At 47.1% G+C, this 26,790-nt stretch carries 26 protein-coding genes; 2 read left to right on the plus strand and 24 right to left on the minus strand.

Features of this window, described 5'->3' with window-relative positions; genetic code table 11:
- Nucleotides 1-94: 94 nt before the first annotated feature.
- Both ACQCVH_RS21135 and ilvA read right to left on the minus strand, forming a co-directional pair.
- Entirely contained in the window at nucleotides 95-394 is a 300-nt protein-coding gene (locus tag ACQCVH_RS21135; protein ID WP_426837561.1) for a DUF5658 family protein, read from the minus strand.
- 149 nt (nucleotides 395-543) lie between these two features.
- On the minus strand, nucleotides 544-1,812 hold the full coding sequence (gene ilvA / locus ACQCVH_RS21140; RefSeq protein ID WP_426837562.1) for a threonine ammonia-lyase IlvA: 1,269 nt from the start codon (nucleotides 1,810-1,812) through the stop codon (nucleotides 544-546).
- Nucleotides 1,813-2,024: 212 nt separating this feature from the next.
- Here ilvA and ACQCVH_RS21145 point away from each other — a divergent pair, with 212 nt between their 5' ends.
- Nucleotides 2,025-2,243 (plus strand): hypothetical protein, encoded by a 219-nt coding sequence (locus ACQCVH_RS21145; protein ID WP_426837563.1) that lies wholly within the window; start codon nucleotides 2,025-2,027, stop codon nucleotides 2,241-2,243.
- Nucleotides 2,244-2,257: 14 nt separating this feature from the next.
- On the opposite strand, the gene ACQCVH_RS21150 is transcribed toward ACQCVH_RS21145, so the two are convergent.
- The 8 genes from ACQCVH_RS21150 to ACQCVH_RS21185 form a co-directional block, all read right to left on the minus strand.
- Nucleotides 2,258-2,755, minus strand: coding sequence for a dihydrofolate reductase (locus ACQCVH_RS21150; protein ID WP_426837564.1), 498 nt, complete (start codon nucleotides 2,753-2,755; stop codon nucleotides 2,258-2,260).
- Nucleotides 2,752-3,546, minus strand: coding sequence for a thymidylate synthase (locus tag ACQCVH_RS21155; protein WP_426837565.1), 795 nt, complete (start codon nucleotides 3,544-3,546; stop codon nucleotides 2,752-2,754). The genes ACQCVH_RS21150 and ACQCVH_RS21155 overlap by 4 nt, the downstream gene beginning before the upstream one ends.
- A 25-nt stretch (nucleotides 3,547-3,571) precedes the next feature.
- Nucleotides 3,572-4,276 carry an anthrax toxin lethal factor-related metalloendopeptidase gene (locus tag ACQCVH_RS21160; RefSeq protein WP_426837566.1) on the minus strand — a complete coding sequence of 235 codons (705 nt, stop codon included), beginning with the start codon at nucleotides 4,274-4,276 and terminating at the stop codon, nucleotides 3,572-3,574.
- A 307-nt stretch (nucleotides 4,277-4,583) separates the two neighbouring features.
- The gene (gene thrS, locus ACQCVH_RS21165; RefSeq protein WP_426837567.1) at nucleotides 4,584-5,798 is read right to left on the minus strand and encodes a threonine--tRNA ligase; all 1,215 of its coding nucleotides are present in this window, start codon (nucleotides 5,796-5,798) and stop codon (nucleotides 4,584-4,586) included.
- Nucleotides 5,799-6,764: 966 nt separating this feature from the next.
- Complete coding sequence (locus ACQCVH_RS21170) at nucleotides 6,765-7,343, minus strand: TerD family protein (protein WP_426837568.1); 579 nt, start codon at nucleotides 7,341-7,343, stop codon at nucleotides 6,765-6,767.
- A 53-nt stretch (nucleotides 7,344-7,396) separates the two neighbouring features.
- Nucleotides 7,397-8,008 carry a TerD family protein gene (locus ACQCVH_RS21175; RefSeq protein ID WP_426837569.1) on the minus strand — a complete coding sequence of 204 codons (612 nt, stop codon included), beginning with the start codon at nucleotides 8,006-8,008 and terminating at the stop codon, nucleotides 7,397-7,399.
- 74 nt (nucleotides 8,009-8,082) lie between these two features.
- On the minus strand, nucleotides 8,083-9,189 hold the full coding sequence (locus tag ACQCVH_RS21180; protein WP_426837570.1) for a toxic anion resistance protein: 1,107 nt from the start codon (nucleotides 9,187-9,189) through the stop codon (nucleotides 8,083-8,085).
- Nucleotides 9,190-9,192: 3 nt separating this feature from the next.
- The gene (locus tag ACQCVH_RS21185; RefSeq protein ID WP_426837571.1) at nucleotides 9,193-10,836 is read right to left on the minus strand and encodes a YceG family protein; all 1,644 of its coding nucleotides are present in this window, start codon (nucleotides 10,834-10,836) and stop codon (nucleotides 9,193-9,195) included.
- A gap of 257 nt (nucleotides 10,837-11,093) precedes the next feature.
- On the opposite strand from ACQCVH_RS21185, the gene ACQCVH_RS21190 reads away from it, so the two are divergent.
- On the plus strand, nucleotides 11,094-11,360 hold the full coding sequence (locus tag ACQCVH_RS21190) for a hypothetical protein (protein WP_426837572.1): 267 nt from the start codon (nucleotides 11,094-11,096) through the stop codon (nucleotides 11,358-11,360).
- Here the strand turns inward: ACQCVH_RS21190 and ACQCVH_RS21195 are convergent.
- The 14 genes from ACQCVH_RS21195 to ACQCVH_RS21260 all read right to left on the minus strand — a co-directional run bounded on the left by ACQCVH_RS21195 (nucleotide 11,320) and on the right by ACQCVH_RS21260 (nucleotide 26,708).
- The gene (locus ACQCVH_RS21195; RefSeq protein WP_426837573.1) at nucleotides 11,320-12,165 is read right to left on the minus strand and encodes a hypothetical protein; all 846 of its coding nucleotides are present in this window, start codon (nucleotides 12,163-12,165) and stop codon (nucleotides 11,320-11,322) included. The genes ACQCVH_RS21190 and ACQCVH_RS21195 overlap by 41 nt on opposite strands.
- Entirely contained in the window at nucleotides 12,162-13,274 is a 1,113-nt protein-coding gene (locus ACQCVH_RS21200; RefSeq protein ID WP_426837574.1) for a cysteine protease StiP family protein, read from the minus strand. The genes ACQCVH_RS21195 and ACQCVH_RS21200 overlap by 4 nt, the downstream gene beginning before the upstream one ends.
- Nucleotides 13,267-14,643, minus strand: a complete 1,377-nt coding sequence (locus tag ACQCVH_RS21205) for a phosphoribosyltransferase family protein (protein WP_426837575.1) — start codon at nucleotides 14,641-14,643, stop codon at nucleotides 13,267-13,269. The genes ACQCVH_RS21200 and ACQCVH_RS21205 overlap by 8 nt, the downstream gene beginning before the upstream one ends.
- Nucleotides 14,585-15,781, minus strand: coding sequence for an HpcH/HpaI aldolase/citrate lyase family protein (locus ACQCVH_RS21210; protein WP_426837576.1), 1,197 nt, complete (start codon nucleotides 15,779-15,781; stop codon nucleotides 14,585-14,587). Before ACQCVH_RS21210 ends, ACQCVH_RS21205 begins: the two co-directional genes overlap by 59 nt.
- A 175-nt stretch (nucleotides 15,782-15,956) precedes the next feature.
- Nucleotides 15,957-16,730, minus strand: coding sequence for a TerC family protein (locus tag ACQCVH_RS21215; protein WP_426837577.1), 774 nt, complete (start codon nucleotides 16,728-16,730; stop codon nucleotides 15,957-15,959).
- Between the two features lie 86 nt (nucleotides 16,731-16,816).
- On the minus strand, nucleotides 16,817-17,398 hold the full coding sequence (locus tag ACQCVH_RS21220; protein WP_148974352.1) for a TerD family protein: 582 nt from the start codon (nucleotides 17,396-17,398) through the stop codon (nucleotides 16,817-16,819).
- A gap of 104 nt (nucleotides 17,399-17,502) precedes the next feature.
- Complete coding sequence (locus ACQCVH_RS21225) at nucleotides 17,503-18,093, minus strand: YpjP family protein (protein WP_426837578.1); 591 nt, start codon at nucleotides 18,091-18,093, stop codon at nucleotides 17,503-17,505.
- Between the two features lie 29 nt (nucleotides 18,094-18,122).
- On the minus strand, nucleotides 18,123-19,304 hold the full coding sequence (locus ACQCVH_RS21230) for an LL-diaminopimelate aminotransferase (protein WP_426837579.1): 1,182 nt from the start codon (nucleotides 19,302-19,304) through the stop codon (nucleotides 18,123-18,125).
- A 318-nt stretch (nucleotides 19,305-19,622) separates the two neighbouring features.
- A complete protein-coding gene (locus tag ACQCVH_RS21235) occupies nucleotides 19,623-20,411 on the minus strand; it encodes a class I SAM-dependent methyltransferase (protein WP_426837580.1) in 789 nt (262 codons plus the stop codon).
- A gap of 119 nt (nucleotides 20,412-20,530) precedes the next feature.
- A complete protein-coding gene (locus ACQCVH_RS21240) occupies nucleotides 20,531-20,968 on the minus strand; it encodes a BrxA/BrxB family bacilliredoxin (RefSeq protein ID WP_426837581.1) in 438 nt (145 codons plus the stop codon).
- A 75-nt stretch (nucleotides 20,969-21,043) separates the two neighbouring features.
- Nucleotides 21,044-22,756: a dihydroxy-acid dehydratase gene (ilvD, locus tag ACQCVH_RS21245; protein ID WP_426837582.1), complete on the minus strand. Its 1,713-nt coding sequence runs from the start codon at nucleotides 22,754-22,756 to the stop codon at nucleotides 21,044-21,046.
- Between the two features lie 206 nt (nucleotides 22,757-22,962).
- Nucleotides 22,963-24,093, minus strand: coding sequence for a conserved virulence factor C family protein (locus ACQCVH_RS21250; RefSeq protein WP_426837583.1), 1,131 nt, complete (start codon nucleotides 24,091-24,093; stop codon nucleotides 22,963-22,965).
- A 93-nt stretch (nucleotides 24,094-24,186) separates the two neighbouring features.
- Nucleotides 24,187-26,067, minus strand: a complete 1,881-nt coding sequence (locus ACQCVH_RS21255) for an ABC-F family ATP-binding cassette domain-containing protein (protein ID WP_426837584.1) — start codon at nucleotides 26,065-26,067, stop codon at nucleotides 24,187-24,189.
- Nucleotides 26,064-26,708, minus strand: a complete 645-nt coding sequence (locus ACQCVH_RS21260; RefSeq protein ID WP_426837585.1) for an HD domain-containing protein — start codon at nucleotides 26,706-26,708, stop codon at nucleotides 26,064-26,066. The genes ACQCVH_RS21255 and ACQCVH_RS21260 overlap by 4 nt, the downstream gene beginning before the upstream one ends.
- Nucleotides 26,709-26,790 lie beyond the last annotated feature (82 nt).

The raw sequence follows: 26,790 nt of genomic DNA on the forward strand, positions 1-26,790 counted from the left end.
ACCCGTTTGTTATATTATACCTCATCCAGGCCCCGAAGTGTGTCTAAATATGCGCTGTTCCTGTTATTTTTCAAAGAGTTTGTTCAGCTTGTTTTTATGGAAACTGGCTTGCTATCCAATATAGGTGGAGAAGGCATACTGAGGTATATAAAAAAGAAGAGAACAGCAGCAGAACTTTCAGAAGCTTCGTTTCAGGCATATATTTCATATAAGCAAAGCAGCCTAGAAGCGCGCTGAATGATACTTTGACCAGGAGGAAGAGCAGCGGCCCTTTTTCATATAACCCTCCCATCACCGGATTCGCTTCTTCTATCAGCCCCGCATTCAACCCGAGACAGGTGGCCAGTGCATCCAGCGCATTCAATATCCCTAAATAGATGTATATGCCCCTCATGGACTCACCGCTTCCTATCCTATTTGAACGATTATCATAATCTCCCCTTCTCAAAAAGAAGGAATATCAAAACTTTTCTGATAACAAAATTGTACTTTATAAAGAACATATTTGCAATAAAAACCCCCGCAGGGCACGGGGGTCTGCATTTAAATCAGCAGGTGGAAAAGATTGCTGTCTTTATTGATTTCCGTGAAAGCAAAGGCTTTTTTATTCATCCTTTTTATCAGGCCGGCATAGTCCTCTTTATCCTTAAGTTCAATGCCGACAAGTGCCGGCCCGTTTTCTTTATTGTTTTTCTTCGTGTACTCAAATCTTGTAATATCATCGGAAGGGCCGAGGACCTCATCGAGGAATTCCCGCAGTGCACCAGCCCGCTGGGGGAAATTCACGATAAAATAGCACAGAAGCCCTTCATATAGAAGCGATCTTTCCTTGATCTCCTGCATCCGCCCTATATCATTATTTCCGCCGCTCACGACACATATAACTGTCTTTCCGGCTATCTCCTCACGATACAGATCAAGGGCGGCTATCGGCATGGCGCCTGCAGGCTCCGCTACGATTGCATGCTCATTATACAGCTCCAAAATCGAGGTGCAGACCTTCCCTTCAGGGACCAATACAATATCCTCCACCAGCTCGCTGCAAATATCAAAGGTTTTTTCCCCGACACTTTTAACAGCGGCCCCGTCAATAAATTTATCGATATCGGCAAGCGGGGTCACAGATCCGTAAAGGCAGGACTCCTTCATGGAAGCCGCTCCGGCAGGCTCAACGCCGATCATCTTTGTCAGGGGCGAGACGCTATGAAAATATGTACTGAGGCCGGCCATCAATCCGCCGCCTCCTATGCTGGCAAAAACAAAATCGATCGGCTCTTCACAGTCATTCAGTATCTCTACAGCTGCAGTGCCTTGCCCGGCAATGATCTTCTCATCATCAAACGGATGGACGAAAGCCATCTGCTCATCCTCTGCACATTTTACGGCCTCTTTATAAGAGTCATCAAAGGTATCTCCTGTCAGAATGATATCCACATGGCCTCTTCCAAACAGTTCAACCTGGCTCACCTTCTGCCGGGGGGTTGTGGCCGGCATAAAAATTTTTCCTTTGATTCCCAGCTGTCTGCAGGAAAAAGCGACACCCTGGGCGTGATTGCCTGCACTGGCACATACGACCCCTTTTGCAAGCTTTTCTTCTCCCAGTGATTTCATGCTGTAATAGGCGCCGCGAAGTTTGAAGCTTCTTACATGCTGGAGATCTTCCCTTTTTAAATACACATTGCAATTATACTTTTCCGACAGCCGGTCATTTTTCTGCAGCGGCGTATGGGCAACGATATCTTTGAGCTGCTGGTATGCAATCAGTATATCCTCCAGCTGCACCCATTTTTTCTTCAATAATTTCTGTTCCATATCCTACCCTCATTTCTGCCTTTATAATTTGTACATTATACCACGGCAGAAACATTAATCAACAGAATAGTCAAAAAATTTATCTTTTTTACATAGCAAGAAAAGAGAGTCGGGGTCCTAATTATGCATATACTATTGAAAAGATTGCCGAGCTGGTCATTTTTTCTACATCAAGGGAATATAGAATTAAAAACCAAAGGAGGGTGGACACAATGGAATTTTCGCTCTGCAGCCTTGACAGCAGGCTGCCTGTGGAAGTGACGGCCGATGAAGATAATGGCCGCTATATGATCAGGAAGGCGGATACAAGCGGTGAAGTTTTCAATAATAGAGCAGACCTGATTCAATGGGTGAAAAACAATTTCCGCGAAGAAGATTTCTGCGATCCCGGACAGTTCCGCAGCATGCTGCAGCAGCTGGAGGAAATCTAAAGAAAAGAACAGCCTCATGGCTGTTCTTTTCTTGTGTAAACCAAAAATTCATAGTCGTAAGGATTCTTTTCATCGCGAATCCCTTTGTCCCGGCTCTCCAATTGCCATTCCTTCCAATCAATTTCAGGAAAGAAGGTATCAGCTTTAAACTGATCATGGATCATCGTCAGATAAAGCCTGTCGGCAGCTGGGAGGGCCATCTTGAAGATTTCAGCCCCGCCAATGATGAAGATCTCCTGATCACTTTTTTCTCTGCAGCCTGCAAGAAATTCATCAAAAGAATAGAAAATTTTGCAGCCTTCGCAGGTAAATCCACTGTCCCTCGTCAGCACGATGTTTTCCCGGCCAGGCAAAGGCCGGCCTATAGAATCCCAGGTCTTCCTTCCCATAGCAATCGAATGGCCCATTGTAACCCGCTTGAAATACTTGAGGTCCTCCGGCAGGCGCCAGGGCAGATCATTATTGTTGCCGATGGCAGAGTTTTCGTCCATGGCCCAAAGCAGAGAAATCAAACACTGACAACTCCTTTAATATGAGGATGTGATTCATAGCCTTCCAGGATAAAATCTTCATATGCAAAGCTGAAGATATCTTCAACCTTGCGGGCGAACTTCAGCTGGGGCAGCTTGAGCGGCTCCCTTGAAAGCTGCAGATTCACCTGTTCCAGATGATTACGGTAAATATGGACATCCCCGAACGAATGGATGAATTCACCCGGCTCCAGATCACACACATGGGCGACCATATGTGTCAGGAGGGCATAAGATGCTATATTGAACGGCACCCCCAGGAACACATCAGCAGACCGCTGATAAAGCTGGCAGGACAGCTTGCCGTCCGCTACATAGAACTGGAAAAGGCAATGACAGGGAGGCAGCGCCATATTGCCGATTTCAGATACATTCCACGCATTGACAATCAGCCTTCTAGAATCAGGATTATTCTTGATTGAGCTGATCAGCTCACTGATCTGGTCAACCGTTTTACCATCCGCACCGGTCCATGATCTCCATTGATGGCCGTATACAGGTCCGAGATTACCTTCCTCATCGGCCCACTCATTCCAGATCCTGACCCCGTTATCCTGAAGATATTTCACATTGGTGTCTCCATCCAAAAACCAAAGAAGCTCATGGATGATCGACCTGAGATGCAGTTTCTTTGTGGTTACCAATGGGAAGCCTTCCTGCAGATCGAATCGCATCTGATACCCGAAAGTGCTGATTGTGCCGGTTCCCGTCCGGTCTTCTTTGATTGTACCCTTTTCCAGTACATGCCTGCAAAGCTTTAAATACTGCTCCATTCCATTGACCTCCTATTATGAATCGTTAATTTAGCGTGCTGAAAAACTGCCAGGTACGCGGGGCCTTTTCTTTTAACCTCAAATGCTCTTCCCCACCCATATAATACATGGCGAACGTTTCAGCAAAATATTCTTCAGGGAATGAAAGGAAGTAAGGCTGGCCGGGAAACAGCTTTGCCTTCTCCTCTTTCCAGATACCCTGGAACTTTCTGTTGAAGCGGATCTCGCTCAGGACAAAGCGGTCAACCGAATGTGCCAGTTCATGGAGCTCCAGGTTGACAGATCCATGCCCCATGCCTTTGCCGCTGTACCCGATCTTTACAAGGACAGTCCGTCCCCCGCCGATTCCGGGTACATCATCCCAGGTTGTTTCTTTATTCTGATAGCCCCTGGGTGTCAAGCCTGCCAGATGGCTTGCAGTGGGGTTATCTGTGAGCTGTCCTGTAAAAAGCTTAAGCGTGATGCCCTCTTTTCTGATTTTAGACAGCAATGATGAGGGAAGCTGATCCAGTCTTTCTATCATTCTAGCCGCTTCCTCCTGATCAAATTCCTCCAAAGGAAGAGTAATAATCCTGCCCAGATCTTGTCCTGAATGAAGAGACAGGGAGTTGACAAGCTCTGAGTTGCCAGGGAAATCTTTAAGTTTTATACCTCCCATCGCTGCCTGGGAATTTCCCATCAGCGCCAGGGAAGCCACTACTATAAGCAGAAAAAAAATCCTGAATCTCATTGCTATCACCTTCTGTCCATTCTCAGACGCTTCCAGCCCTGTTTGCTGCCTGCTATCTATGTATATATGAAAATATTATAGCATATCATTTTGGGTAAAAAGGACGCGATTCATGGGCAATTTCAGGAAGTTTTACAGTGGTGAGGCAGGATGGGTATTTTCAGAGGCTGGCAGTTAAGCTGAATTAATGTTCAGGAGCTTTAGAATGGCTTGTCTCTTATACCTTGCGGCTCTGCTTCTATGAATTTTTCCCAACTCATCAGTAACCTGGAAAAGAAGGGGCCCTGTATGAGCCCCGTTTTACCTCTTACTTACTTCCGGGTCTGTTTTCTACCCTAAACCTGTCCAGCAGTCCCTGCAGATCAAATACTCCCAGATTTCCTTCCCCTTTTTTCCTCAAGGCAGCTCCCCCCTCCTCTTTTTCCTTATCCCCGATGATGATCATATAAGAAACCTTCTGGAGCTCTGCCTCCCTGATTTTAAAGCCCAGCTTCTCTGCCCTGCTGTCAATATCAATCCGGCAGCCGGCTTTCTCAAGATGGGATTTGACTTCCAGCGCATAACCGATATGTGCTTCAGAAACCGGAAGCACCATGGCTTGGACCGGTGCAAGCCAGAAAGGAAAATCTCCTGCGAAATGCTCGATTAAGATGGCAAGGAACCTCTCGATTGAACCGTAGATGGCACGGTGGATCATGATTGGCCTGTGAGCCAGATTGTCTTCGCCGATATATTGGCAGCCGAATTGCTCTGGCATTTGAAAATCAAGCTGAACAGTTCCGCATTGCCAGCTTCTTCCCAGTGAATCAGTGATATGGAAGTCGATTTTCGGGCCATAGAACGCTCCGTCGCCAGGATTAATTTCGAAAGGGATGCCCTTTTCCTGCAGGACCGATTCTAATGCTGCTTCTGCCAGATTCCAAGCTTCTTCCGAACCCATAAATTCATCTGGCCTAGTAGAAAGCTCTACCTTATATTCAAAGCCGAACAGCGAATAAAATTCGTGCACCAGCTCCAGCACTTTTGCTGCTTCTTCTTTTATTTGATCTTCCCTTACAAACAGGTGGGCATCATCTTGTGTGAAGGACCTTACCCGCAAAAGCCCATTAAGTGAACCTGATAGCTCATGGCGGTGAACGAGCCCCAGCTCAGCATACCGGATAGGCAGCTCCCGGTAGCTCCTCCTTTTGCTGCTGAAAATCAATACAGCACCAGGGCAGCTCATTGGCTTTATCGCATAATCATGTTCATCAACTTTTGAAAAATACATATTCTCATGATAGTGGTCCCAGTGCCCCGACTGCTCCCATAAACCCTGCTTCATCATGATCGGTGTCTTGACCTCATGATAGCCTGCTTCTTGATGTTTTTGTTTCCAAAGGTTTTCCAGAATGTTTCTTACCTGCATCCCTTTAGGAAGATAAAAGGGCATTCCCGGTGCTTCTTCCCTGAACATGAATAGTTCAAGCTCAGCCCCCAGCTTTCTGTGATTTCTCTTTTCTGCTTCTGCTCTAATTGACATTTTAATTCCTCCTAATTTAAAATAAAGGCTTTGTTAAACATTGTTGTTGATTTTGAGCTCATTTTAGCCAGATATTCTGAAATGCGTGTGAAACAAAGTTTCACACGAATGAGCCCAAAATCAACAAGGTATACTAACACTTCCAAAATAAAAAAAGCCGCAATTCTCCCTGTACCAAGGGACAATTGCGGCTGTGGTTCCACCCTAATTCCGCCTCATGCATCGCATTCGGCGCTCAAACAAGATAACGGTTTCCCGATCATGGTTAGCAGACTTCAGCCTTTCCCCATGATAGCTCCAAGGCGGTAAATTCATCTCTTTCTCCTAAGGGCTTTCAGCCGGCGGCCCTTTTCTCTGTCAGAAGCAGCGGAAATGATTCATGTCCTTTTCTTCGCAATATAATATTTGTTTATAAGGAAAATAGCGCAAGCGCCTTGGAAACCCTTAAGAACAACAAAAAAGCCGCAATTCTCCCTGTACAAGGGACAATTGCGGCTGTGGTTCCACCCTAATTCCGCCTCATGCATTGCATTCGGCGCTCAAAAAAAGATAACGGTCTCCCGATCATGGTTGGCCAAAGACGGACTTTCCCCATGATAGCTCCAAGGCGGTAAATTCATTTCTTTCTCCTAAGGGCTTTCAGCCGGCGGCCCTTTTCTCTGTCAGAAGCAGCGGAAATGATTCATGTCCTTTTCCCAGCTTATTGGAATGATAAAAATGATTAAATGAATTATATTCCAGTACCTTTTATATTGTCAATGCAATTTTTTTATTTTCAACAGAAAAGAGCTTACTGCTCACTGAGCCGTTACGCCGCCTGAAACGTCACGCCGGCTGCTGATAAGCAGCGCCCTTTTCTTCCTAAAAAAATTATAAAGCATGAAACCAGTTTCATAACAAGCGTTATTTCTCATTTTTTACAAAAGCCAAAGCCCGGCAGCATGCCGGGCTTTGGGGTATACAGAATTAAACGGCAAGACCGAAATTTTTGCACAGGGCAGCAAGTCCGCCGGAAAATCCGCTGCCGACAGCATTGAATTTCCATTCTCCTCCATGCCTGTACAGTTCACAGATGACAACGGCCGTTTCAACGGAGAAATCTTCTCCCAGATCAAAACGGAGCACTTCCTGGTCTGTGTCTTCATTCACTACACGGGCAAAAGAATTGGATACCTGGCCAAAGTTCTGGCTGCGGCTCTCGGCATCGTGAATTGTGACAGTAATGGCAATGCGGTGGACATGGGCCGGGACCTTGCTGAAGTCGATTTTGATCTGCTCATCATCGCCGTCGCCTTCCCCTGTCCGGTTATCCCCTGTATGCTCCACAGAGCCGCTTGGGTGAACAAGATTGTTATAGAAAATAAAATCGTGGTCCTGGACGACTTTTCCATTTTCATCAGCCAGGAATGCAGACGCATCCAGGTCAAAGTCCCCGCCGCCGGAATATCGGTTAGTGTCCCAGCCAAGCCCAATAATCACTTTTGTCAGGCCCGGATTGCTTTTGGTCAGATCGATGCGCTGCCCCTTAGAAAGATTGATGCTCATTTTTTCTTCACCTCTGTTAATAGTTTTCAATTATTGTCTAACAGTCCAGCTTATTAAGTGTAAGAACGGACCACATCAGACAGTCCTGGTGCATTGGTGCCTGTTCCGACTGCAGCAAATTTCCAGTCAGTTCCGTGCCTGTACAATTCTCCGACTACCAGGCTTGTCTTGCCGCTGTAATCGTCAGTGAGGTTATAATGGATGAGCTCTTCCCTGCCCATTGGATTCACAATGCGGATATACGCATTGCGGATCATGCCGAAATGCTGCTTGCGTTTAACAGCATCATAGATATTCACTACAAAAACAAGCTTCTGGACGTGTGAAGGGACGCGGCTTAGATCTACATTGATCTGCTCATCATCTCCATCTCCTTCTCCAGTCAGGTTATCACCGGTGTGCTGTACGCTGCCATCTGAACTTTTCAGGTTCCCGAAATAGATGACGTCGCTGTTATTCCTTAATTTATCATTCTCCCCAAGCATGATGACTGAAGCATCACAATCGACATTGGCGCCTCCGCCGCCGCCGAAGAGAGAGCCGAGAAGTCCGCCTCCTCCTTTGTTTTCAATCGGATCCCACCCGAGGCCGACCATAATTTTCGATAATCCTGGATTTCCTTTTGTCAAATCTACTCTTTGTCCTTTTTGCAAATTAATCGCCATCATTTCACCTCATAAATTTACTTTTCTGTATTATTTATATTTAACAGCCCGGAGTCAGGCTGAAAAAAGCGCCATCAGCCTTGACTTTTCATATTTTTGAAGTTTTCCTGGAGCTGTTCGAGCCTCTTTGTCCCTTCTTCCCTCAAGCGCCTGTTTTCATCTTCAATCGATTTCGTTTCCTGCATCCCCTTCATGATGATGTTCCACGATTCTTCAATCGTTTCAATCTTGATGCTCGGACCTCCGGCAAGCCTGGCTATTTCTGCACTTTGGTTTGAAATATTCTGGGCATTGCGGACGAGCATCTCATTGGTTCTGCGGTCAAGTTCGCTCATGGAATCTGCAACCAGCTTCTGGCGCTTTGCCGCAACCGCCTGGATCAGGCCGTTTTTAAAAATCGGAATAGTTGTAACAAATGCTGAATTGATTTTCCCAATCAGCTTCGTGTTCCCTCTTTGGAGCAGGCGGATTTGGGGAGCTGTCTGCAGTGCCACCATCTTCGCCATTTCCAGATCATAGACACGCTGCTCGAGAAGGTCAATGCTATTACGGAGTGTATCGGCCTGCATGGAGGCGATCTGGTCTCCAGATGCCGCTTTTGCTTCCAGCTGAGGAAGCTGGGTGCTTTTGAGCTCCTCTGCCTTCATTTCGCCTGCAACTGCATACTTTTCAAGCGTCAGATAATACTGGTAGTTCTGGTCGTACATCTGTTCAAGCATATTGGTGGAGTCCACCATTTCACTCTGGTACTTGGAAATCTCCACATAAACCTTGTCAATTTCCTTGCCCATTGTCTGATATTTGCCAAAGAGCTTTTCAATCATTTTTTCCCCGCGCTTGAACAGCTTTCCGAACAAACCGCCTGAAGTCTGTTCAAAATCCTTCTTGTCGAACCTGTCCATGATTTTACCCAGCTGCTTCAGGAGAACACCTGAATCTTCCACCTTGGTAGCCCTCATATTGCCCAGAATCTGGTCAGAGAAGCGGGAGATCTGCTGAGCTGGTTCTTTACCAAATTCCAGTATTTGTATCTGATCGCGTTCATCGATCGATCTGGCAAGATTCTGTACTTCCGCTTCCTGCCTCAGTGCCAGCTTTATTTCCGGCACCTTCGTTTCTGTAAGCACATCAGCCGGTTCCTGGGTAACCAGTCCCGCATTAGCTCGTTGCGGATCATTCATGATTTAGTCTCCTTTCAAATTTTTCAACAGCCCTTGCAGAAACACTTTCTTGATCAGTGAAGGCTCTTTATAGTCCTGGTCAAAGACCACTTCTTCCAGCCAGTGCGAATCAAAAACACCTTCATTGACATAGTTTTCAAGGTCATTGTGGCCTGGCGGATTATACACGATGATATCAACTCCAAATTGGTTCAGGAGAAGCAGGAGGGCTGCGTCGCTCCTTGTCATCGTACCATTCATTTCATTGTTATAGAGAATCAGCTTGGGCACATCCTGAGAGTAGTCAAACTTCTGCAGAAGCTTCAGGATGCTGGCCGGCATCTGCATTGCCTGTGTAAATAAATAGATGCTGATTTCTTCCTGGCTCTCATTATGGCTGGGCTTAAGCTCCGGCTTTGCGCATAGATTCCTGATTGCGTGTGAGATTCCTTTCTGGAGGCCGCCGGGAAGATGCCCGTATTTCCAGTAGTGAGAGCCCATAATGATGTCAGGATCGAGCTTCCCGTCTTTCCCAAGGGCATTTCTGTAATGAAAGCGAAAGTCGCTTGTCAGGGGGTTAGAAAAAGGGAACTGCCTGATCAGAAAGCTGCAGTCATTCTCAACAAGTGCATGCAAGCGGTCCCAATATTCTTTCCGGCTTTTGCTCACTCCGTTGATTTTCGAAAAAATGGAAGGAATCTTCACTTCCCCGGCGCTGACTTCAAAATTCGGCCTGATCATCGCTTTTTCTTTGGCAAGGATGAACAGTTCATCATACGTTGTTTTCAGCGTCACAGCTGAAGGTTTATAGTCCCTCAGCTGCCATGCCTTATAAAGGCCCGAGCCTTCGTGGTTAAGGATGGTTTCGATTTCTCTTGAGGCTTTATAGGCCACCGTTGACTTCCTTCTCCTTTTCTCTCTGGGAAAAGGTTCAGCTGCCTTCTGTCCCGGATACTGCTGGACAAATGTCTCTTCTTTGCCCGGGTCGGCGAGCGCAAGGACATCCTGGCCATCCGGGCAGAAAGCCGCCAGATCGCAGCCGAGAAAAAAGATGAATGACAGGAAATATTGCTGGCTCTTGCTTGCTTCCCCATACCATAGAAATTTTGGCATGCTTTCTTCCGGATTGCTGCTGCTGAGCGGCTGGGAGAGATGGTTAAAGGACCATTTCACAAGATCCACAAGCACCCTTCGAAAATCGGGGCTTTCAAGGCCCTCCCCCTCCCTGCCGGAAAACATCTCGATGACTTTAGTGAATGCCTCCCTTACTTTTCTATGGACAAGGGGATTTTCAGGCTTCAAGAGAAGCTGCTCACCATCAAGGAAAGCGATGAAGCGGTTGATTGAAAGCTTCTGCTCCCTGTTGATGTTCAATACCTTCTGAATGGCCTGAAAATGCTGGTTGTCTATCGTTTTATCAAGAGTTTCGCTGCTTAAAAGGATAAGTCCATTATCTGGAGAGTGTATATAATCATAAAGCTGATTATAGTATTCGTCTTCATCCGCAGGAATGCCCAGAAACCTGGCAGCAACCTGGCTGATCTGGATGATGCCGTCGCCTGCCTGATATTGCGGGCGGTCTGAGCTGCGCTTTTTAATTGCAGACAGCCAATTTTCCGCAGACACAGGCAGCAGATTGACCTTTAATCTGTTATAAGTTGGATACATGATTATCCCTTCCCTCTAGGAGCGAAAGATTTAGCCCTATTGGCTTATGTAAATTTCTTTCATCATATCATATCAGGCGCATGTTTTAACAACGATAGCCTTCAGCACTGGCTTTTAGCTGTATTAGAATATACGGATCAGGCTGAAAAAAGTTTCAATAACATCAAAACAAGTTATATTCACTCTTCTCCGGCACAATCACCAAAGGGCTTATCCCTGCATATAGTTGAGTACAAATAATTAAAGAAGGTGATCCCTTGCGCTTCCTGATTAAAAGGCCCCCATATGAAAGCTGCAGGAACGAACTGGAGGCTGTCCGCCAGATCATGACTTCCGGCGCTTACCAATTCATTGACCTCCTGCTATGGTCAGCTATGCTCGCCATCATGACGTATCCGCTTCACCACTCGCCGCCTTATGCGCTTGCGATTTTTCTTGCTTTTTATGCATTTGGGGCTTTGCTCCTGCTATTGCTTCATTTCTTTATGAAAGGGCATTCCGGCCGCGGGCAGGATTTCCGCTGACGGCAGCTTCCCGGCCAAGAAGCAGCCGGTAAGCCTTCAGGAGGATTTCTTCTCCGGCAAGTATACCCCTGTTCTCAGAAAAATTGCAGCTGAATCCTTGAGGCATCTCCATAGAAAGCTCTCCATGATCAGGGACAAATGCATGCTGGCAGACCTTCAGGAAATCGTAATCAAGGAGGGAATCTCCCGCACCGGCAAGAATTCCTGCTCCCTCTCTTTTGCTGATGAATTTAACCGCCTCTCCCTTGCAAACAGGAATCGGCATAAAATAAAGCTTCCTGCCTTGCAGAGATATCCGCCATCCCAGACGGCGGACATCATCTTCCAGCTTTTTCTTTTCCTGTAGGCTGATGCGCTCCTCAAGGATATAGTAAAAAAAGGAATCTCCCGCCTTTTTCAGTGTTCCGGAAAATTTGCATCCTGCAGCAAACTCAGCTATTTCCTCCTGAAGAGCACATTCCTCTTTAAGCCGCTTATCTACCAGCTCTGTCCACTCTGCCAGCAGTTTTCCCTTAAAATGGATTTGAGCTCCATTTGAAGTGACCTCATAGGAGACAGGGATATCTCTTCCAAATATCCCTACTCTTTTATACTGTTCATATGTCCTGGTCGTGACAGGCACAACGAGTGCCTCCTCTGCAAGCTCCGTTAGCAGGACAAGCGACCTTGCAGTCATGAATGCAGCAGGCTGCCCTTCCTTCATTTCGGCGGCTGACAATTGGAGATCTTCCTCACAGCCAAGATCTTCAAGTGCTCTGTTTGAATAAATCATAGTCCTGTCAAGATCTGTTGCAAACATATTCATGAATGGCCGCCAACCTTTTTGATCAGTCCGCAGCATGTATAGCTCATGCCAGGATACCGGACGATCTCCACCCCGCGTTCTTCAGCAAGCAGTTTAATATGCCTGACATAAGGGCTTTCAGGGTCCCTCATCAGAATTTTCCAGGGCACTCTCCTTAACAGTACGCGTGTTGTTTCACCAACGCCGGGCTTAACAAAATTCGTGCTTTCAATTGCATATTCTTCTTTGATTGCCAGTACTTCCTCCATCCCCCTGAAATCAGGTTCGGATTCAGCGTCGGCAGAATAGCCTTCACAGAGTTTTTTCGCCTCTTCCACAACCGAATCAAATTGTGCTTGTATTATGCTGATATATTCATTGGAAACATCTGCTTCTGCAAGACTGCGATAATATTTTGCACCATGGAAATCTTCTGGCCCGATTAAATCATTGAGGACCGTCCTGCTGACAAGACCGGAAACAGTCGAATTCAGGCAGGCGCTTGGAATCAAAAAGTCTTCCCTTGTCCCATACAGGCTGGTGCAATAGCCTGGATCTGCGAGGACAGCAAGGGTGTCATCAAGATCCCAGCCATATTTTTCATTCATGCAGCTGCATGCTTTTGACAATTCAATCGAGATAGCCCCCTTGCCTGTCCAGCCGTCCACAAACTGGATCTTGCAGCCAGGATGCTTTTCTATTATGTATTTCAGGGCATTCTCATCAATTCCCCTGTCCCGGATGATGGAGATACTGTAATGGGGAAGGGTTGTCCCGTATACATGCTCTATATACCGCTTCATCAGGATCCCGACCGGAGTGCCTGCCCTTGCAAGGGAAACTAGGACAATCTTGTCTCCTTTTCTGCTGAGCAGCTTTTCCGCGGTTACCGCTGTGCAAAGCGCCACCTTTTCCTTATAGTCTTCAAGCGTTTTCCAGAACAGCTCTAAATAATGGGCTGGAGGGGTGTACTCAATTGGAAGCGTCTCGCTGTAATGCTGGCCTGATTGAATCTTTTTTTCCCTGTTTTCAGTTGCCCCTTCCAGTTCGTATGCACTGAGGTCCTTCAGCAGAAAGATGACATCTTCCGTACTGTAAGAGCCAAAAGCTGCTGCTGCTGTTTCAGCCATTGTTGTACCCTCCATTAAAATAAACGATTTTTATATCCTTGATCTCTGTTCTCTTCAGTTCCTCCAGCAATGGGGCAAGTGCTTCCCGATCCGGTTCCCGTTCAAAGAGGACAAAGAGTTCATCATAAAATCCAGGAGTGATATTATAGACAAATTGCCTGATATCAGTATCCTCAGGGTTGGGAAATGACAGTCCTTCCCTTGCCCCGTACCCTTCGCGGTCCAGAACATGGACAGGGCTTCGTGTAGTGGACTGAAAAAAGACCTCTTCCCCCATATGCGATGCCACTTTCATAGGGATGTACATGAACTCTCCTGTTCCCAGGACGAGAGTTTTTTCTCCTTTTCTGATTTTAGCCAGGAGGGCGGCTGCAGCCTCCAGCTCCTTTTCAGGCTCATCCGCGCCCTTTTGGAGCCCAAATCTGCCTGTACCTTTGAGGTAGGGGATATTGCGGATCACGCCTCCAAGCGTAACCGAAGAACTCCCTGCTTTTTCAAAAGAAAGCCCCGATTCCCTCAGATTGATGTAACTTATGCTGTACCCGTCTGCATCCAGCTTTCTGTCTTCTATCTTCGTATGGATGACAGGTTCTCCTGCAGCCTGCATTTCCCCTTTTAAGAGGCTTACACTGCTGATAGTGATTCCGAGTTCTTTTTCAAGCGCCTGGAATGCTGCCAGATTTTCCTGTGAACGCCAGTCCAATATCGAAGCAACAGTATATTCACTTCTCGGGAATTCTGCCTGGATGGATCTAATGATATTGACTGCCGTTTTGCCTGTGGTCATTTCATCATCGACCAGGATAATTTCACGCTGGTTGTCAAGAAGCTCCCTGTCCGTATAACAGCGGTGGGAGGTTGCATGAGAATGCTCTTCCTCAAAGTCTATTATGGAGACCGCTTCAGGAAGTATTTCTCTTGTGGTATGAAAATACCCTGCTGCCTTAAAGGCATTATAAAAGCTGTGCCCAAGCGCGGTTGCAGTCTCTGCAAACCCGATGATCACAGGATTATATTTTTTATCAATAAAGGGGATGGACGGCCTGCTTCCTGCCGATTCCTGCAAAAAGGCTGCCAGAATCTCTTCTGTTTCAGGCAGCGCCCTGCCTTCCTTTAATTCGGCATACCGTGCAGCCAGGAGCTCCCCAGTGATCAGACCCTTTTCCGGATGGATAGGCAGATGCTTCCCCAGCAGTTTGCTCACAAAAAGGAATGACCTCTTCTTGTTGATGCGGGCAGCCATTGTAAAAAAATGATCAACTGGTATGTTATATGGATTTTCAGTTATATCAAGTTCAACGTTCAGCCCCTCAATAACTGGAAGCAAATACTTCTTTTTCGAGCAGGTCAATGTATGAGTATTCTTCATGAAGCACCCCGTAAATTTCAGATTTCAATAAGATCTTCTGCGCCCAATATAAATGCGGCTTAATTTCATTCATTTTGTTTGAATAAACGCTCTTCATGACGCCAATGCTGCCTCCCGCGCCGGCGGCAATATTCCTCGCATCCTCGTACTCTTCGAGGGTAACGGCATTCAAAGCCTGCACCGGCCTTATATGGGTAGGATGGATGATTGTCTTTCCTGTCAGGCCATTGGCAATATCCATCATAATTTCACGGATCAGGCCGTCCATATGCTTATCGATCAGCCCCGTCCTCATCCTGATGCCTGCTTCCCCGTACTTCTCCAGGAAGGGCGTCTGCCTCAGCTGAGGCTTAAGCATTCTGTCCTTAGAGGAAAAGTATTCCCAGACCGGCCCAGAAACCGTGAAATGGCTGTCGGCACGCACAAATACATTTATGATATCAGCAATACAGTCCCGTATGACCGCAATATCATAAACAGTGTTATCCGAATTCCTCCTGATGCCGTACAGGCCGGAAAAATCGGTCGCACCTATCCTGACATTTAGGACAATATCCCTGTATTGTTCAAGAAGTGCTTTTATGTCCAGAAGCTCACCAACTCTTGTTTCTTTCTGGATGATTTCCTTCGTTTCCAGAATCGGCATTGCATATAGGACGTGGCCTTCTCTATTCCTGCGGCTGATTTCTGCCAGTGATTCTGCACCTTCCACAGGGTCAAATTTAGGAATGACAACTCCTGTCAGCATGCTTATCTCCTGGCCCATCCTGGAAAACAGCCTCACCAGCTGTCCATGGCTGCGGATTCTTATAAAAATAAGCGGCAGATCGTCCTCCTGGAAATATCCTTTCCCCAGCTCTTGATGAAGGAGCTTAAGCTCTGCCAGCAGGCTTTCTTCGGCCTGCTCCACTTCTGAATCGCCAATGGCATCTTCCAGGCAGATCACCATGGAAGTAAGGCCTGAATGCTTCTTTGAAAGCAGATCCTGATGAATATTGGGCCTTGTTGCTGGCATATAAAGTGTTGCGCCTAAGCAATAGGACAAAAGCTCTTTTGGGGAACGTTTAGAGAAAGACCCTGGTTTTTTATAAAAGAGCCTGTCAATCTCCCGGGCTTCCAAATCAGCAAATAATTTCATTTAAATTCTCCTATCCAATACATAGTAAAAGAGGGAAGCACTTGGCTGCAAAGGTTTATCAAGCATCCCCTAAGCATACTTGTCCCAATCTATGAAACTTTCAAACTGCCAAAAAAGGATAAAAAGAAAAGGAGCGGACAATTGTCAGTTCCCTTTCCGAGTTTCTATACATCTGTCAGTTGCTTTTCTGGCCCTGCTCAGCCTTCTTCTTATTCTTAAAGTGGACGATGAAAGTCGCACCGAAGACCACAATCAGCAGGAGGAAGAAATAGATATGTTCAATGTGGATATGGAATACGCCAAGAAGCATCTTCACAGCAATGAGCAGAATCAGCACATATGCGCTTGTTTCAAGCTCAGGCACTTTATCGATCAGCTTAAGGAAAACTCCTGCTACGCCACGCATCATCAGAACACCAAGCATCCCTCCAAGAAGAAGGACCCAGATTTGATCACTGACTCCAAATGCCGCCAGGACGCTGTCAACTGAGAAAGCTATATCCATAAGTTCTACCGCTGCTACTGTTCCCCAGAAGGTACCAAACAGGCGGATCAGCAAACCGCTTTGATTAAGGCCTTCAAGCTCCTCATCATCGCCGACGCCTTTCTTCTTATCAATGAAATATTTAATTGCAAGCCATGCGAGGTAGCCGGCTCCCAAAATCTTTACCCACCACAGCTTAATCAGGAATACCCCAATCCCGATTGCAATGAAACGGAAAAGGTAAGCCCCCAGCAATCCGTAGAAAAGTGCCTTTTTGCGCTTTTCAGGCGGAAGGTGCTTTACCATAACAGCCAAAACCAGCGCATTGTCGGCTGACAGCAGCCCCTCTAAAATGACCAGGGTTCCAATAAGACCCCAGCTTACCGGGTCAGTCAGGACCTCGGCCCACATCTGCCAGTCAAAGAATGCGGCATATGTATCTATAAAACCTTGAATAATTGTCATCTCCTGAAGTTCCTCCATTACCTTATATAAGTGCTAACGAAAGACCCGGCAGAGCCGAGTCTCGGTAATCAATAATAAAAAAGGGATTATCCAATCTGCAGGCCAAAGTCAGTTGCAAGTGCACCAAGGCCGCCCTGATAGCCGGACCCGATCGCGCTGAATTTCCACTCTCCGCCGTGCCTGTACAGTTCGCCTACAACAAGTGCTGTCTCGATGGAGAAGTCTTCTCCAAGGTCATAGCGGATCAGCTCTTCATTTGTTTCACCGTTAAGGATGCGGACATAAGAATTGGAAACCTGTCCGAAGTTCTGGCTGCGCGCCTCGCCATCATGGATCGTGATGGTGAAAGTAATGCGCTGGACATTTGCCGGTACAGCACCGAGCTCAACCTTTACCTGCTCATCATCGCCTTCTCCTTCGCCTGTCCGGTTATCTCCGGTATGTACGACAGAGCCGTTTCCGCCTGTTGTGTTGTTATAGAATACAAAATCCGCTTCGGAAGTAACCTTGCCATTTTCCCCAAGAAGGAAAACCGAGGAATCCAGGTCAAAGTCTGCTCCTCCATCATACTTATTTGTATCCCAGCCTACCCCTACAATTACATTTGTGAGGCCCGGATTGGATTTTGTCAAATCTACCTTCTGTCCTTTTGATAAACTTACTGCCATTTTTTCTACCTCCAATTATTGTGATAGTATGCTTACGTTTCAATCTTTAAAAAGTTTCAAAACTACAAGCATATTTTTTCATACTTTTGCTTACATTTCAAATCTCAGCTCAGCCATTTTGGCGGAGTATTTTTATTCCAGTAGATGGAGCCCAGCTCATGATGCTTTTGGAAGGCATCCTCTGAGGTATGGTAGTGGAAGTTGAACCAGTATCCCTCCTGGGGCGGATGGTCCCTCCTGACATGAAAACGAAGGACATCTTCATTGGACTGCCGGTTGACAATATGGAAGATTTTTTCTGAATTCCCCCCGCCTGGCCATTCGGTGATTTCCAGATTGCCCAGGTCGCTCCCCGGTATCCTTGCTGCTGTTTCCTCCACTGCTTTTTCAATATTCGGCAGGATGACTTCGCGGAACTCATCTTCAATGACGGGTTTAATCTTTTCCCCAAACTTAATATAAGACTGGTTCTCCGCCTCCTGGACAGCAGTCTGGACAAACCTTTGCCTGATCGATGCCTCATCCTCTTCAGGCGAAGCAAGTTCCAATTCCTCGGCCTGGGCCTCCAGGATATCACGCTTTGGAGACCTGTCCTGATTTGCATTATCATACAGAAATGCCTGTGAAGGTGTAACCAGCCCGAAGGTAAGAATGGTTACCATTACCACAAACGATTTGCGCAGCCACTTAGGCATTTTTATCCCTCCTCAATAGAAGACTATTTTCAAAAGATAGATTCCTTTTTTAATATGCCGGAAGAGCTTATTTTCTGAGCGGCCTGCCGGAGCCTGTCTTCAGGCTGCACGAGTGCAATCCGTACGAATCCCTCGCCGGCTTCACCGAACGCGCTTCCCGGTGTAACAGCCACTCCAGCTTCCTCGAGCATGTTGATGCTGAACTCCCTGGAGCTGATGCCGTTTGGAATTTCTGCCCATACGAACATTGAACCTTTCGGGCTGTCAACATCCCAGTCTGCCTCACGAAGGCTTTCTACAAGGGCGTCTCTTCGCTTCCTGTAGACCTCTCTTGATTCGGCCAGGAAATTCGACTGATCTGCAAGAGCCCTGGCAGCCGCGGTCTGGATGGGATGGAATACACCGTAATCCAGATGGGATTTCAGGTCTGAGATCATGCGGATGATGTCTTCATTTCCAGCTGCGTAGGCAATCCGGCAGCCTGCCATGTTGAAGCTCTTAGAAAGGGAATTCATTTCTATCCCTGTTTCAAATGCGCCTTCGACAGCTAAAAAGCTTACCGGTTTTTCTTCAAAATAGAGCTCAGAGTATGCAAAATCATGCAATATGACAATCTCGTATTTTTTGGCAAACTCTATTGCCTCCCTGAAAAATGCTTCATTCGCAAGGCCGGGCACAGGATTGCCGGGAAAGTTCAAGATCATCAGTCTCGCCTTTTTCCTTATTTCTTCCGGTATTTCGGAGAAATCCGGGAGAAACTGCTTTTCTTTCATGAGAGGCATTGGATATATCTTTGCCCCTGCAAGGGCGGCACCCGCTGCATATGCGGTATATCCAGGATCGGGCATCAGTATATAATCGCCCGGGCTGCATAAAGCAAGCGGGAGATGGACGAGACCATCCTGGGAGCCCATAAGGAGAGAGCATTGTTCCTTGGGATCTATGTATACATCGTGATTCTTCCGGTAATAGGAGCTGACTGCATTGCAGAAGCTTTCTGTCCCTGCAAGGGAGTAGCCGTACTGGGTGCTGTCCAGCGCCCCCTCAGCAATCGCCTCTCTGATAAATAACGGAGGCGGGAGGTCAGGGCTGCCGATGCTCAGATCAATCACATCTTCACCTGCTGAGATCTTCGCTTTCTTCAGACGGGATAATTCTGCAAATACACTTTCCCCAAATGCATCCATTCTCTCTGCCATGGAAATCTTCATACTAGAACCCTCCAGCATTCTTTGAAGCCTGATGCTTACTTAGAAAATATTATACTCTTTTTTTAGGGAAAAAGAAAAAGTCGGGAGAAAAATTTTTGAAAAAAAAGAAAGTTTCCTAGAAAAAAGCGATTAAAGAGAGAAAATATTGGGAATGATATAAGACTAACGGTAAATGAATACATAGTCTGAGGAGGAGAATAATGGATTGGGAAATTGTTTTTGTAGCTGTATGCATGCTGACGCTGGGATACTTTGTATTCCTGACAATTACGGATTAACGGGCACGAAAAAAAGCGCTGGGCGGAAATCCCGGCGCTTTTAATTATGCCTGCTCATATTTTTTTTCAGGACCCCAAAGTGAAATTTTGAAGACTTTCGCCTGAAGACATCAAAGCCGAACAAGCCAAATCTTTCGCTCCGGAAATGGTCTTTCATGACGATTCTTTTGCGGGCCACTCTTTTTGCTTCTTCAACCAGCTCTTCAGATAGCCCGTATATAGCAAATTTCGCTAATTCCTTGATTCCGTCAGAGTCCAGGAGCTTTTCCTCGAACATTGGATCAAAATAAACAATATCAGCAGATTGATCTGGCATGCCCTTCAAAAAGTCAAGGGAGAGAGCGCTGACAACCTCGATTCTGGCCATTGCCTCATCCATTTCCCGGACCCCTGACTTCCAGGATTTCAGCCCCTTTTCAGCAAGAAATGCAAGGAAGGGGTTCCCTTCCACACCGGTCACCTTCCCCGATGGACCTGCTGCATAGCTTGCGATGATGCTGTCTGAAGCTAGGCCGAGCGTGCAGTCCGCCACTGTGTCCCCGGGCTCGATTCTCGCCGCTTCCAAAAAGGGATCAGGTTCGCCTCTCATCAGCCTTTTTATCCTGAATGCTGCAGAATTCGGATGAAAGAAATACGGTGAATTTTCACCGTATAGAAATAATTCAAGTCTGTTTTTGCCATATACAATGCAATCATCCCGCCACTGCTCCTGGAGTGAAGAGACAGAGAGGCTCTTTCGCGGATGAAAAGGGACTCCCAGTTCAGCTGCCGCTTCTTTCGCCTCCTGTACCATGCCAGGGGTTGTCCTGCCTGCTGTAGTTACAAACATCGTTTCTACCTTCCTGAGTAAAATAATAATAATAATTGTACAGCAAATCGTGTTTCCGCTTTGAGAAAATGCAAAAAATGCGAAAGGATGCCTTTTAAGGCATCCTTTCCTGTGCTGCTTCAGCAGTTTTCTTCAAATGCACCCAGAAGATTTTCCATGATGGTTTCCATCGGGAAGCCTTCAATATCATGGCGCGGGATAAAGTGTACAACTTCCTTCCCCTTCATTAAAGCCATGCTTGGGGAAGAAGGTTCGATCCCCTCAAAATATTCGCGCATCTTTGCAGTTGCTTCTTTATCCTGGCCGGCAAATACAGTCACAAGGTTATCAGGCTTCTTTTCAGCGTGCATGACAGCCTGCGTTGCAGCAGGGCGAGCCAGTCCGGCAGCACATCCACAGACAGAGTTAACAACAACAAGTGTCGTCCCCTCTGTGTTTTTTTCCATAAACTGTTCAACTTCTTCTTCAGTCAGCAGCTCATTGAAGCCTGCGCGTGTAAGCTCTGCACGCATCGGCTTTACCATCTGCCTCATATATTCTTCATATGCCATAGACATGTTTGATTGCCTCCTTTAAACGTTTGCAATGATAGCATACTATAATTTCAGCTCGATTTGCAATCGGACGGCATTCTATACTTTAAGCGGCCTGGCTGCGTGCTCTTCCTCAAAATGGTCAGTGACAGCCCCCCTGGAGGCGGATGAAACAAGCCTTGTATATTTAGCAAGGGCTCCGCGGGTTAAAAGCGGCGGCGGATTCCACGATTTCTTACGCTCATCGAGCTCAGCAGATGATACATCTACTTCAAGTGTCTGCTCGTTGCTGTCAATAGTAATCATATCACCTGTCTGTATTAGGGCAATCGGGCCGCCAACCTGTGCTTCCGGAGCGATATGTCCTACCACAAGGCCGTGAGTCCCCCCAGAAAAGCGCCCGTCTGTCAGCAATGCTACGCTTTCTCCGAGCCCTTTTCCTACAAGTATTCCGGAAATGGAAAGCATTTCAGGCATGCCAGGCCCTCCTTTCGGCCCTTCATACCTGATAACCAATACATCACCGGCCTGAATGTCACCCCTCAGGACAGCATCTGTAGCAGACTCCTCATCATCAAACACTTTGGCAGGCCCTGTGTGCCTGGTGACCTTCAGTCCTGATACCTTCGCTACAGCGCCTTCCGGGGCAAGATTGCCTTTCAGGACTACGAGCGGCCCGTTTTCCCTCAGAGGAGCGCTGAGCGGGTAGATGACCTTTTGGCCGGCTTTCAAGTCTTCTGCCTCTTCCAGATTTTCAGCGAGCGTCTTCCCTGTAACAGTCAGGCAATCTCCGTGAAGAAGCCCTTCCCTTAATAACATCTTCATTACTGCACTCACCCCACCGGCTTCATGCAGGTTCTGCATGACATATTTTCCGCTCGGCTTTAAATCGGCGATATGGGGAACGGTTTTCTGGAGGCGGTTGAAGTCCTCAAGTGACAGGTCCACTTCAGCAGAGTGGGCGATAGCCATCAAATGGAGGATGGCATTTGTCGATCCGCCCAAGGCCATCACGACAGTGATCGCATTCTCAAACGCTTTCTTCGTGAGAATATCCCTTGGCCTGATATCCTGCTCCAGAAGGCGGTAGACTGCCTTTCCCGCTTCATGGCAATCCTGGCGCTTTTCATCCGTTTCTGCCGGATTGGAGGAACTGCCCGGAAGGCTCATCCCCAGTGCCTCGATAGCGCTCGCCATCGTATTTGCTGTGTACATTCCTCCGCAGGAGCCGGCCCCCGGACATGCATGGCATTCAATCTCATTGAGTCCAGCTTTATCAATAGCTCCGCCATTAAACTGCCCTACCCCTTCAAATACAGACACGATATCGATATCCTGTCCCTGCAGCTTGCCAGGCTTGATCGTGCCTCCATACACAAATACGGCAGGCAGGTTCATCCTTGCAATGGCCATCAGGCAGCCCGGCATATTTTTGTCGCAGCCCCCAATGGCAACAAAGCCGTCCAGGCTTTCACCGCCAACGACCGTTTCAATGGAATCAGCAATCAGGTCACGGCTCGGAAGGGAATACCTCATCCCTTCTGTCCCCATGGAGATTCCATCAGATACAGTAATAGTATTGAATACAAGCGGAGCTCCCCCGGCTTCCCTCGCCCCATCCTTCGCCTTGAATGCAAGTTCATTGATATGTATATTGCACGGAGTCACTTCACTCCATGTGCTTGCAATGCCGATCATCGGCTTTTTGAAATCTTCATCCGTAAATCCCACTGCCCGCAGCATTGCACGGTTTGGAGCGCGCCTTTCATCCTCGCTGATTACATGGCTTTTTATTCTAAGATCTCTTCCCAATTATAAGCCCTCCTGAAAGATTTTCTTTTCAATATAGAGGACTTTTTCAGCAATTGCAATAATTTTCACAAAATTTAATGATTTTTTATTGCTAAAAAGCAGGTTAGCACTAAAGCAATATAGTGCAGCTCCGGAAAAATTGGAAGAAGGGTCCGGAACTTTTCGTTCCGGACCCTTCGTTTCATAGATAAACAAATGCTGAAAGGTCAGCTGCTTTGGTTCATGGCCTCGGTCATTTGCTTCCACACAGAACCCTTGGCTTCTTCACCCTGTTCAATCCGTTCAATGGCCATCTTGATTTGCATGCTGACTTCAAATTCAGGATCTTCTTCAGCATCCTTTAAAGCCGGGAGCGACTTTTCAGTACCTTCTTCATACAGGAACATGGCAGCGCGCCAGCGGACAAGCTTGCTCGGATCCTGGAGGGCATCCATCATCGCTTCCTCTGCTTCAGCAAAACCAAGGTCTGATAAACAGTCCCCCGCCGTTCTCCTTACAGTTACACTTTTATCCTTCAAAGCTTTATATAGATATGGAAGAACACTTTTGTCTTCGATCATCCCGAGATAAACGGCTGCCAGCCTGCGGATCGAAGCCTTCTCGTCTTCAAGCGCCTTTTCGAGGACAGGATAATCCTCTACCCCCGGATCTTCCATCTGTTCCATCAGCTGATAGCGTGTCCGCCAATCATCGCTGTCAAGATCCTCTGGGACCAGCTTTCTTTTTGTCCTTGCAGGCCTGCTGTCTGCAGCTTCGCCATGTTTTCCCTGCTCGATAAGGCTCTTCAGCCTGCTTTCAGGATAGGCTGCCAGCAATTCTTCAAGAATATCCTGCCCGACCTGGTCCATATCCCCGTACCTGACACCAAATTCCTTCCACTTTCTGCTCATAACCACATTATCATCAGGCTGCTGAACTTCACGCACTGCCTGCACGTAAGCTTCCGGCAGTCCAAAGCGCTTCTCTTCAGTTCCATCAGTCAGCTTGATCTGCATCGGGATATCTTTGTACATTTGCACCTGGACTTTTACCTCGCCATAATGTTCATTCAGGGCTGCCTCACCGCCTGATTCTTCTGCTTCCTCGCCGAATGCCTTACGGACCTGAGGGAGAAGCTCTTTCCAATCAAATTTTGCATTTCGTTCGACCGCGAGGAAATCTGCTACATGATATACCCCTTTGATTCCTTCTACCTGAAGAATATCCAAAACAACTTTTGGCGCTCCTTCTGTCTTGTCCTTTTTATAATTATTGCTCTTGCCCATAGGCAATTCTTCATCAAGGATGATTTTCATCGTATTCGGGCTTGGCGTAGGCTCAATCGATTTTATTTTCAATGATGGTTCCTCCTCATGAGTAGATAAATTTTGTTTCATCTTAACATACAGAGCCCGGCCGGTGCCGGCCCTCTGCTTCTGCTGTATTTGCCCTCAGCCTTCTGCAAGCTCGGCCAGATAGCTCCATCTTTCAATAAGCTCTTCAAGCTGTTCATTTAAACTTGCTTCTTCCTCGAGAAGTTCATTTGCCTTCATGAAATCGCTGCCCGTTCCTGCCATCTCAACGGCAATTTCTTCAAGGCGCTTTTCGGCAGCGGCAATCTTTCCATCGATGCTTTCCCACTCTCTCTGCTCATTGTAAGACATGCGCTTCTTCTTTGGCTTTGCCTCCTGCTTTGGCTTAGGTTCCTGCTTCACGCTCTTTGGCTTTGCCTGCTGCGGCTGGCTCTCAATATACTCTGTATAGTTCCCATAGTAAGAGCCGATTCTGCCGCCTCCTTCAAGGATGAGCAGCTGCTCTGCCACTTTATCAAGAAAATAGCGGTCATGGGAAACAGTTATGACCACCCCTGCAAAATCGTCGAGATAGTCTTCAAGCACGGTCAGTGTCTGTGTATCCAGATCATTTGTCGGCTCATCCAGCAAAAGGACATTCGGCTCTGACAGAAGGATCTTTAGAAGATAAAGCCTTCTCTTTTCCCCGCCGGAAAGCTTCCTGATCGGTGTTCCATGGGTGCTTGACGGGAAAAGGAAGCGCTCGAGCATCTGTGCTGCAGAAATCGTTTTGCCATCAGAGGTATGCACGATCTCGGCTGTCTCCTTCAAATACTCGATCATTCTCTTGTTTTCGTCCATGTCTTCGCTTTCCTGCGTATAATAGGCTACCTTGACTGTCTGGCCGATGATCCGCTCACCTGAATCCAGGGGGATTTTGCCGGCTAGTATATTCAGAAGCGTGGATTTTCCTGTCCCGTTTCTCCCGATTATTCCAATTCTGTCGCCAGGCTTGACCAATAGGCTGAAATCATCAAGCACGACCGTGCCGCCAAGCTCTTTGGAAGCATCCTTCAGCTCAAAAACCTGTTTTCCGAGCCTGCTTCCGGATAGAGCCATATCAAGCTTTTCCGATGCTTTGACAGAAGACAGGGTGTCTTCCAGCTGGTCAAAGCGCTGAATCCTGGCTTTTTGCTTGGTGCTTCTTGCTTTTGCACCTCTTCTGATCCATTCCAGTTCCCTGCGGAAAAGATTTTTCTGCTTTTCAATAGTAGCAGCCTCGTTTTCCTCCCTGACGGCCTTCGCTTCAAGGAAAGCGGCATAATTGCCCTTATAGCTGTAAAGACTTCCTCCATCCAGTTCGAACATTCTGTTTGTGACCCGGTCGAGAAAATAACGGTCATGCGTGACCAGCAGGAGCGCGCCATTAAATCGGCTAAGATAATCCTCCAGCCACTTAACGGTTTCATAATCAAGATGGTTGGTCGGCTCATCAAGAATAAGAAGATCCGGAGACTGGATCAGCACCTGTGCCAGGGCAACCCTCTTCTTCTGCCCTCCGGAAAGCTCCCCGATCTTCCTGCTGTATTCCTCGATGCCGAGCTTGCTTAGAATCGCCTTTGCGCTGGCATCCGCTTCCCAGCCATCCAGCTCATCCATCCTTTTCTGAAGGCCAAAAAGCTTGTCCTGAAGTACGGTGTCCTCAGGCGATTCTCCGAGCCCCGCCATAACCTGTTCATATTCCCTCAGAAGGCGGAATATCGGGGCATCCCCTTCAAATACCTGCTCCAGCACTGTCAGTCCCGGATCCAGCTCAGGCTTCTGTTCAGAGTAAGACACTTTATAATCTTTTGGACATACGATCTCCCCTGAATCCGGAACATCCACTCCAGCCACGATCTTCAGCAAAGAAGACTTTCCAGTTCCGTTGACGCCGATCAGCCCTACCCTTTCTTTTTCAGCTATCGTGAAGGAAACATCCCGGAAGAGCTGCTTTTCCCCATAAGATTTTGATAAGTTTTCAATTGAAATCATCTTCATGCCTGACCATTCCATTCCCTGTAAAATTCATTTAAATATAACTGCATAAATTCATCCCGCTGTTTTGCCATCTCTTTAGCTGTATCTGTATTCAGAAGATTGCTGAGCTTCAGCAGTTTTTCATAAAAATGATGGATTGTGGAGGATTTTCCATTCCTGTATTCCTCCTGTGTCATTTCTTCCCTGGCTGACAGCGCCGGATCATAAAGGGGATGGCCTTTCATCCCTCCATAGGCAAATGCCCGCGCAATCCCGATTGCGCCAATGGCATCAAGCCTGTCTGCATCCTGGACAATCATTGCCTCAGGTGATTCTGCTTTTATGCCGGAGCCCCCTTTGAAGGAAACAGAGGCGATGACCTCTTCCAGCTGCTTTTGCAGCCCAGTTTCAATCCCTGTCTCTGCAAAAAAGCTGCGGAGCCTGTCCCATCCTTTTTCCTCATCGGCATTCAGCTTAGCGTCGGGTATATCATGCAAAAGGGCTGCCATTTCAATAACAAAAGCATCTCCCCGTTTCTCCTGCCTCTGTATATATAACGCATTTTTCCTGACTCTATCTATATGATGCCAGTCATGCCCTGAAGCATCCCGGCCAAGCTCAGCACGGACATACCGCTCTGCCTGCGCTATTATTTTTTCCATTAAACGCACCTCTTTCCTGCTGATGCTTATTTTATCATGAAAAGGGGGAGGATGTTTCTTCTCAGCTATATCTGTCTTTTTC

Origin of the sequence: Bacillus infantis (assembly GCF_050107595.1) — a bacterium.
GTDB classification, from domain to species: domain Bacteria; phylum Bacillota; class Bacilli; order Bacillales; family Cytobacillaceae; genus Bacillus_AB; species Bacillus_AB infantis_C.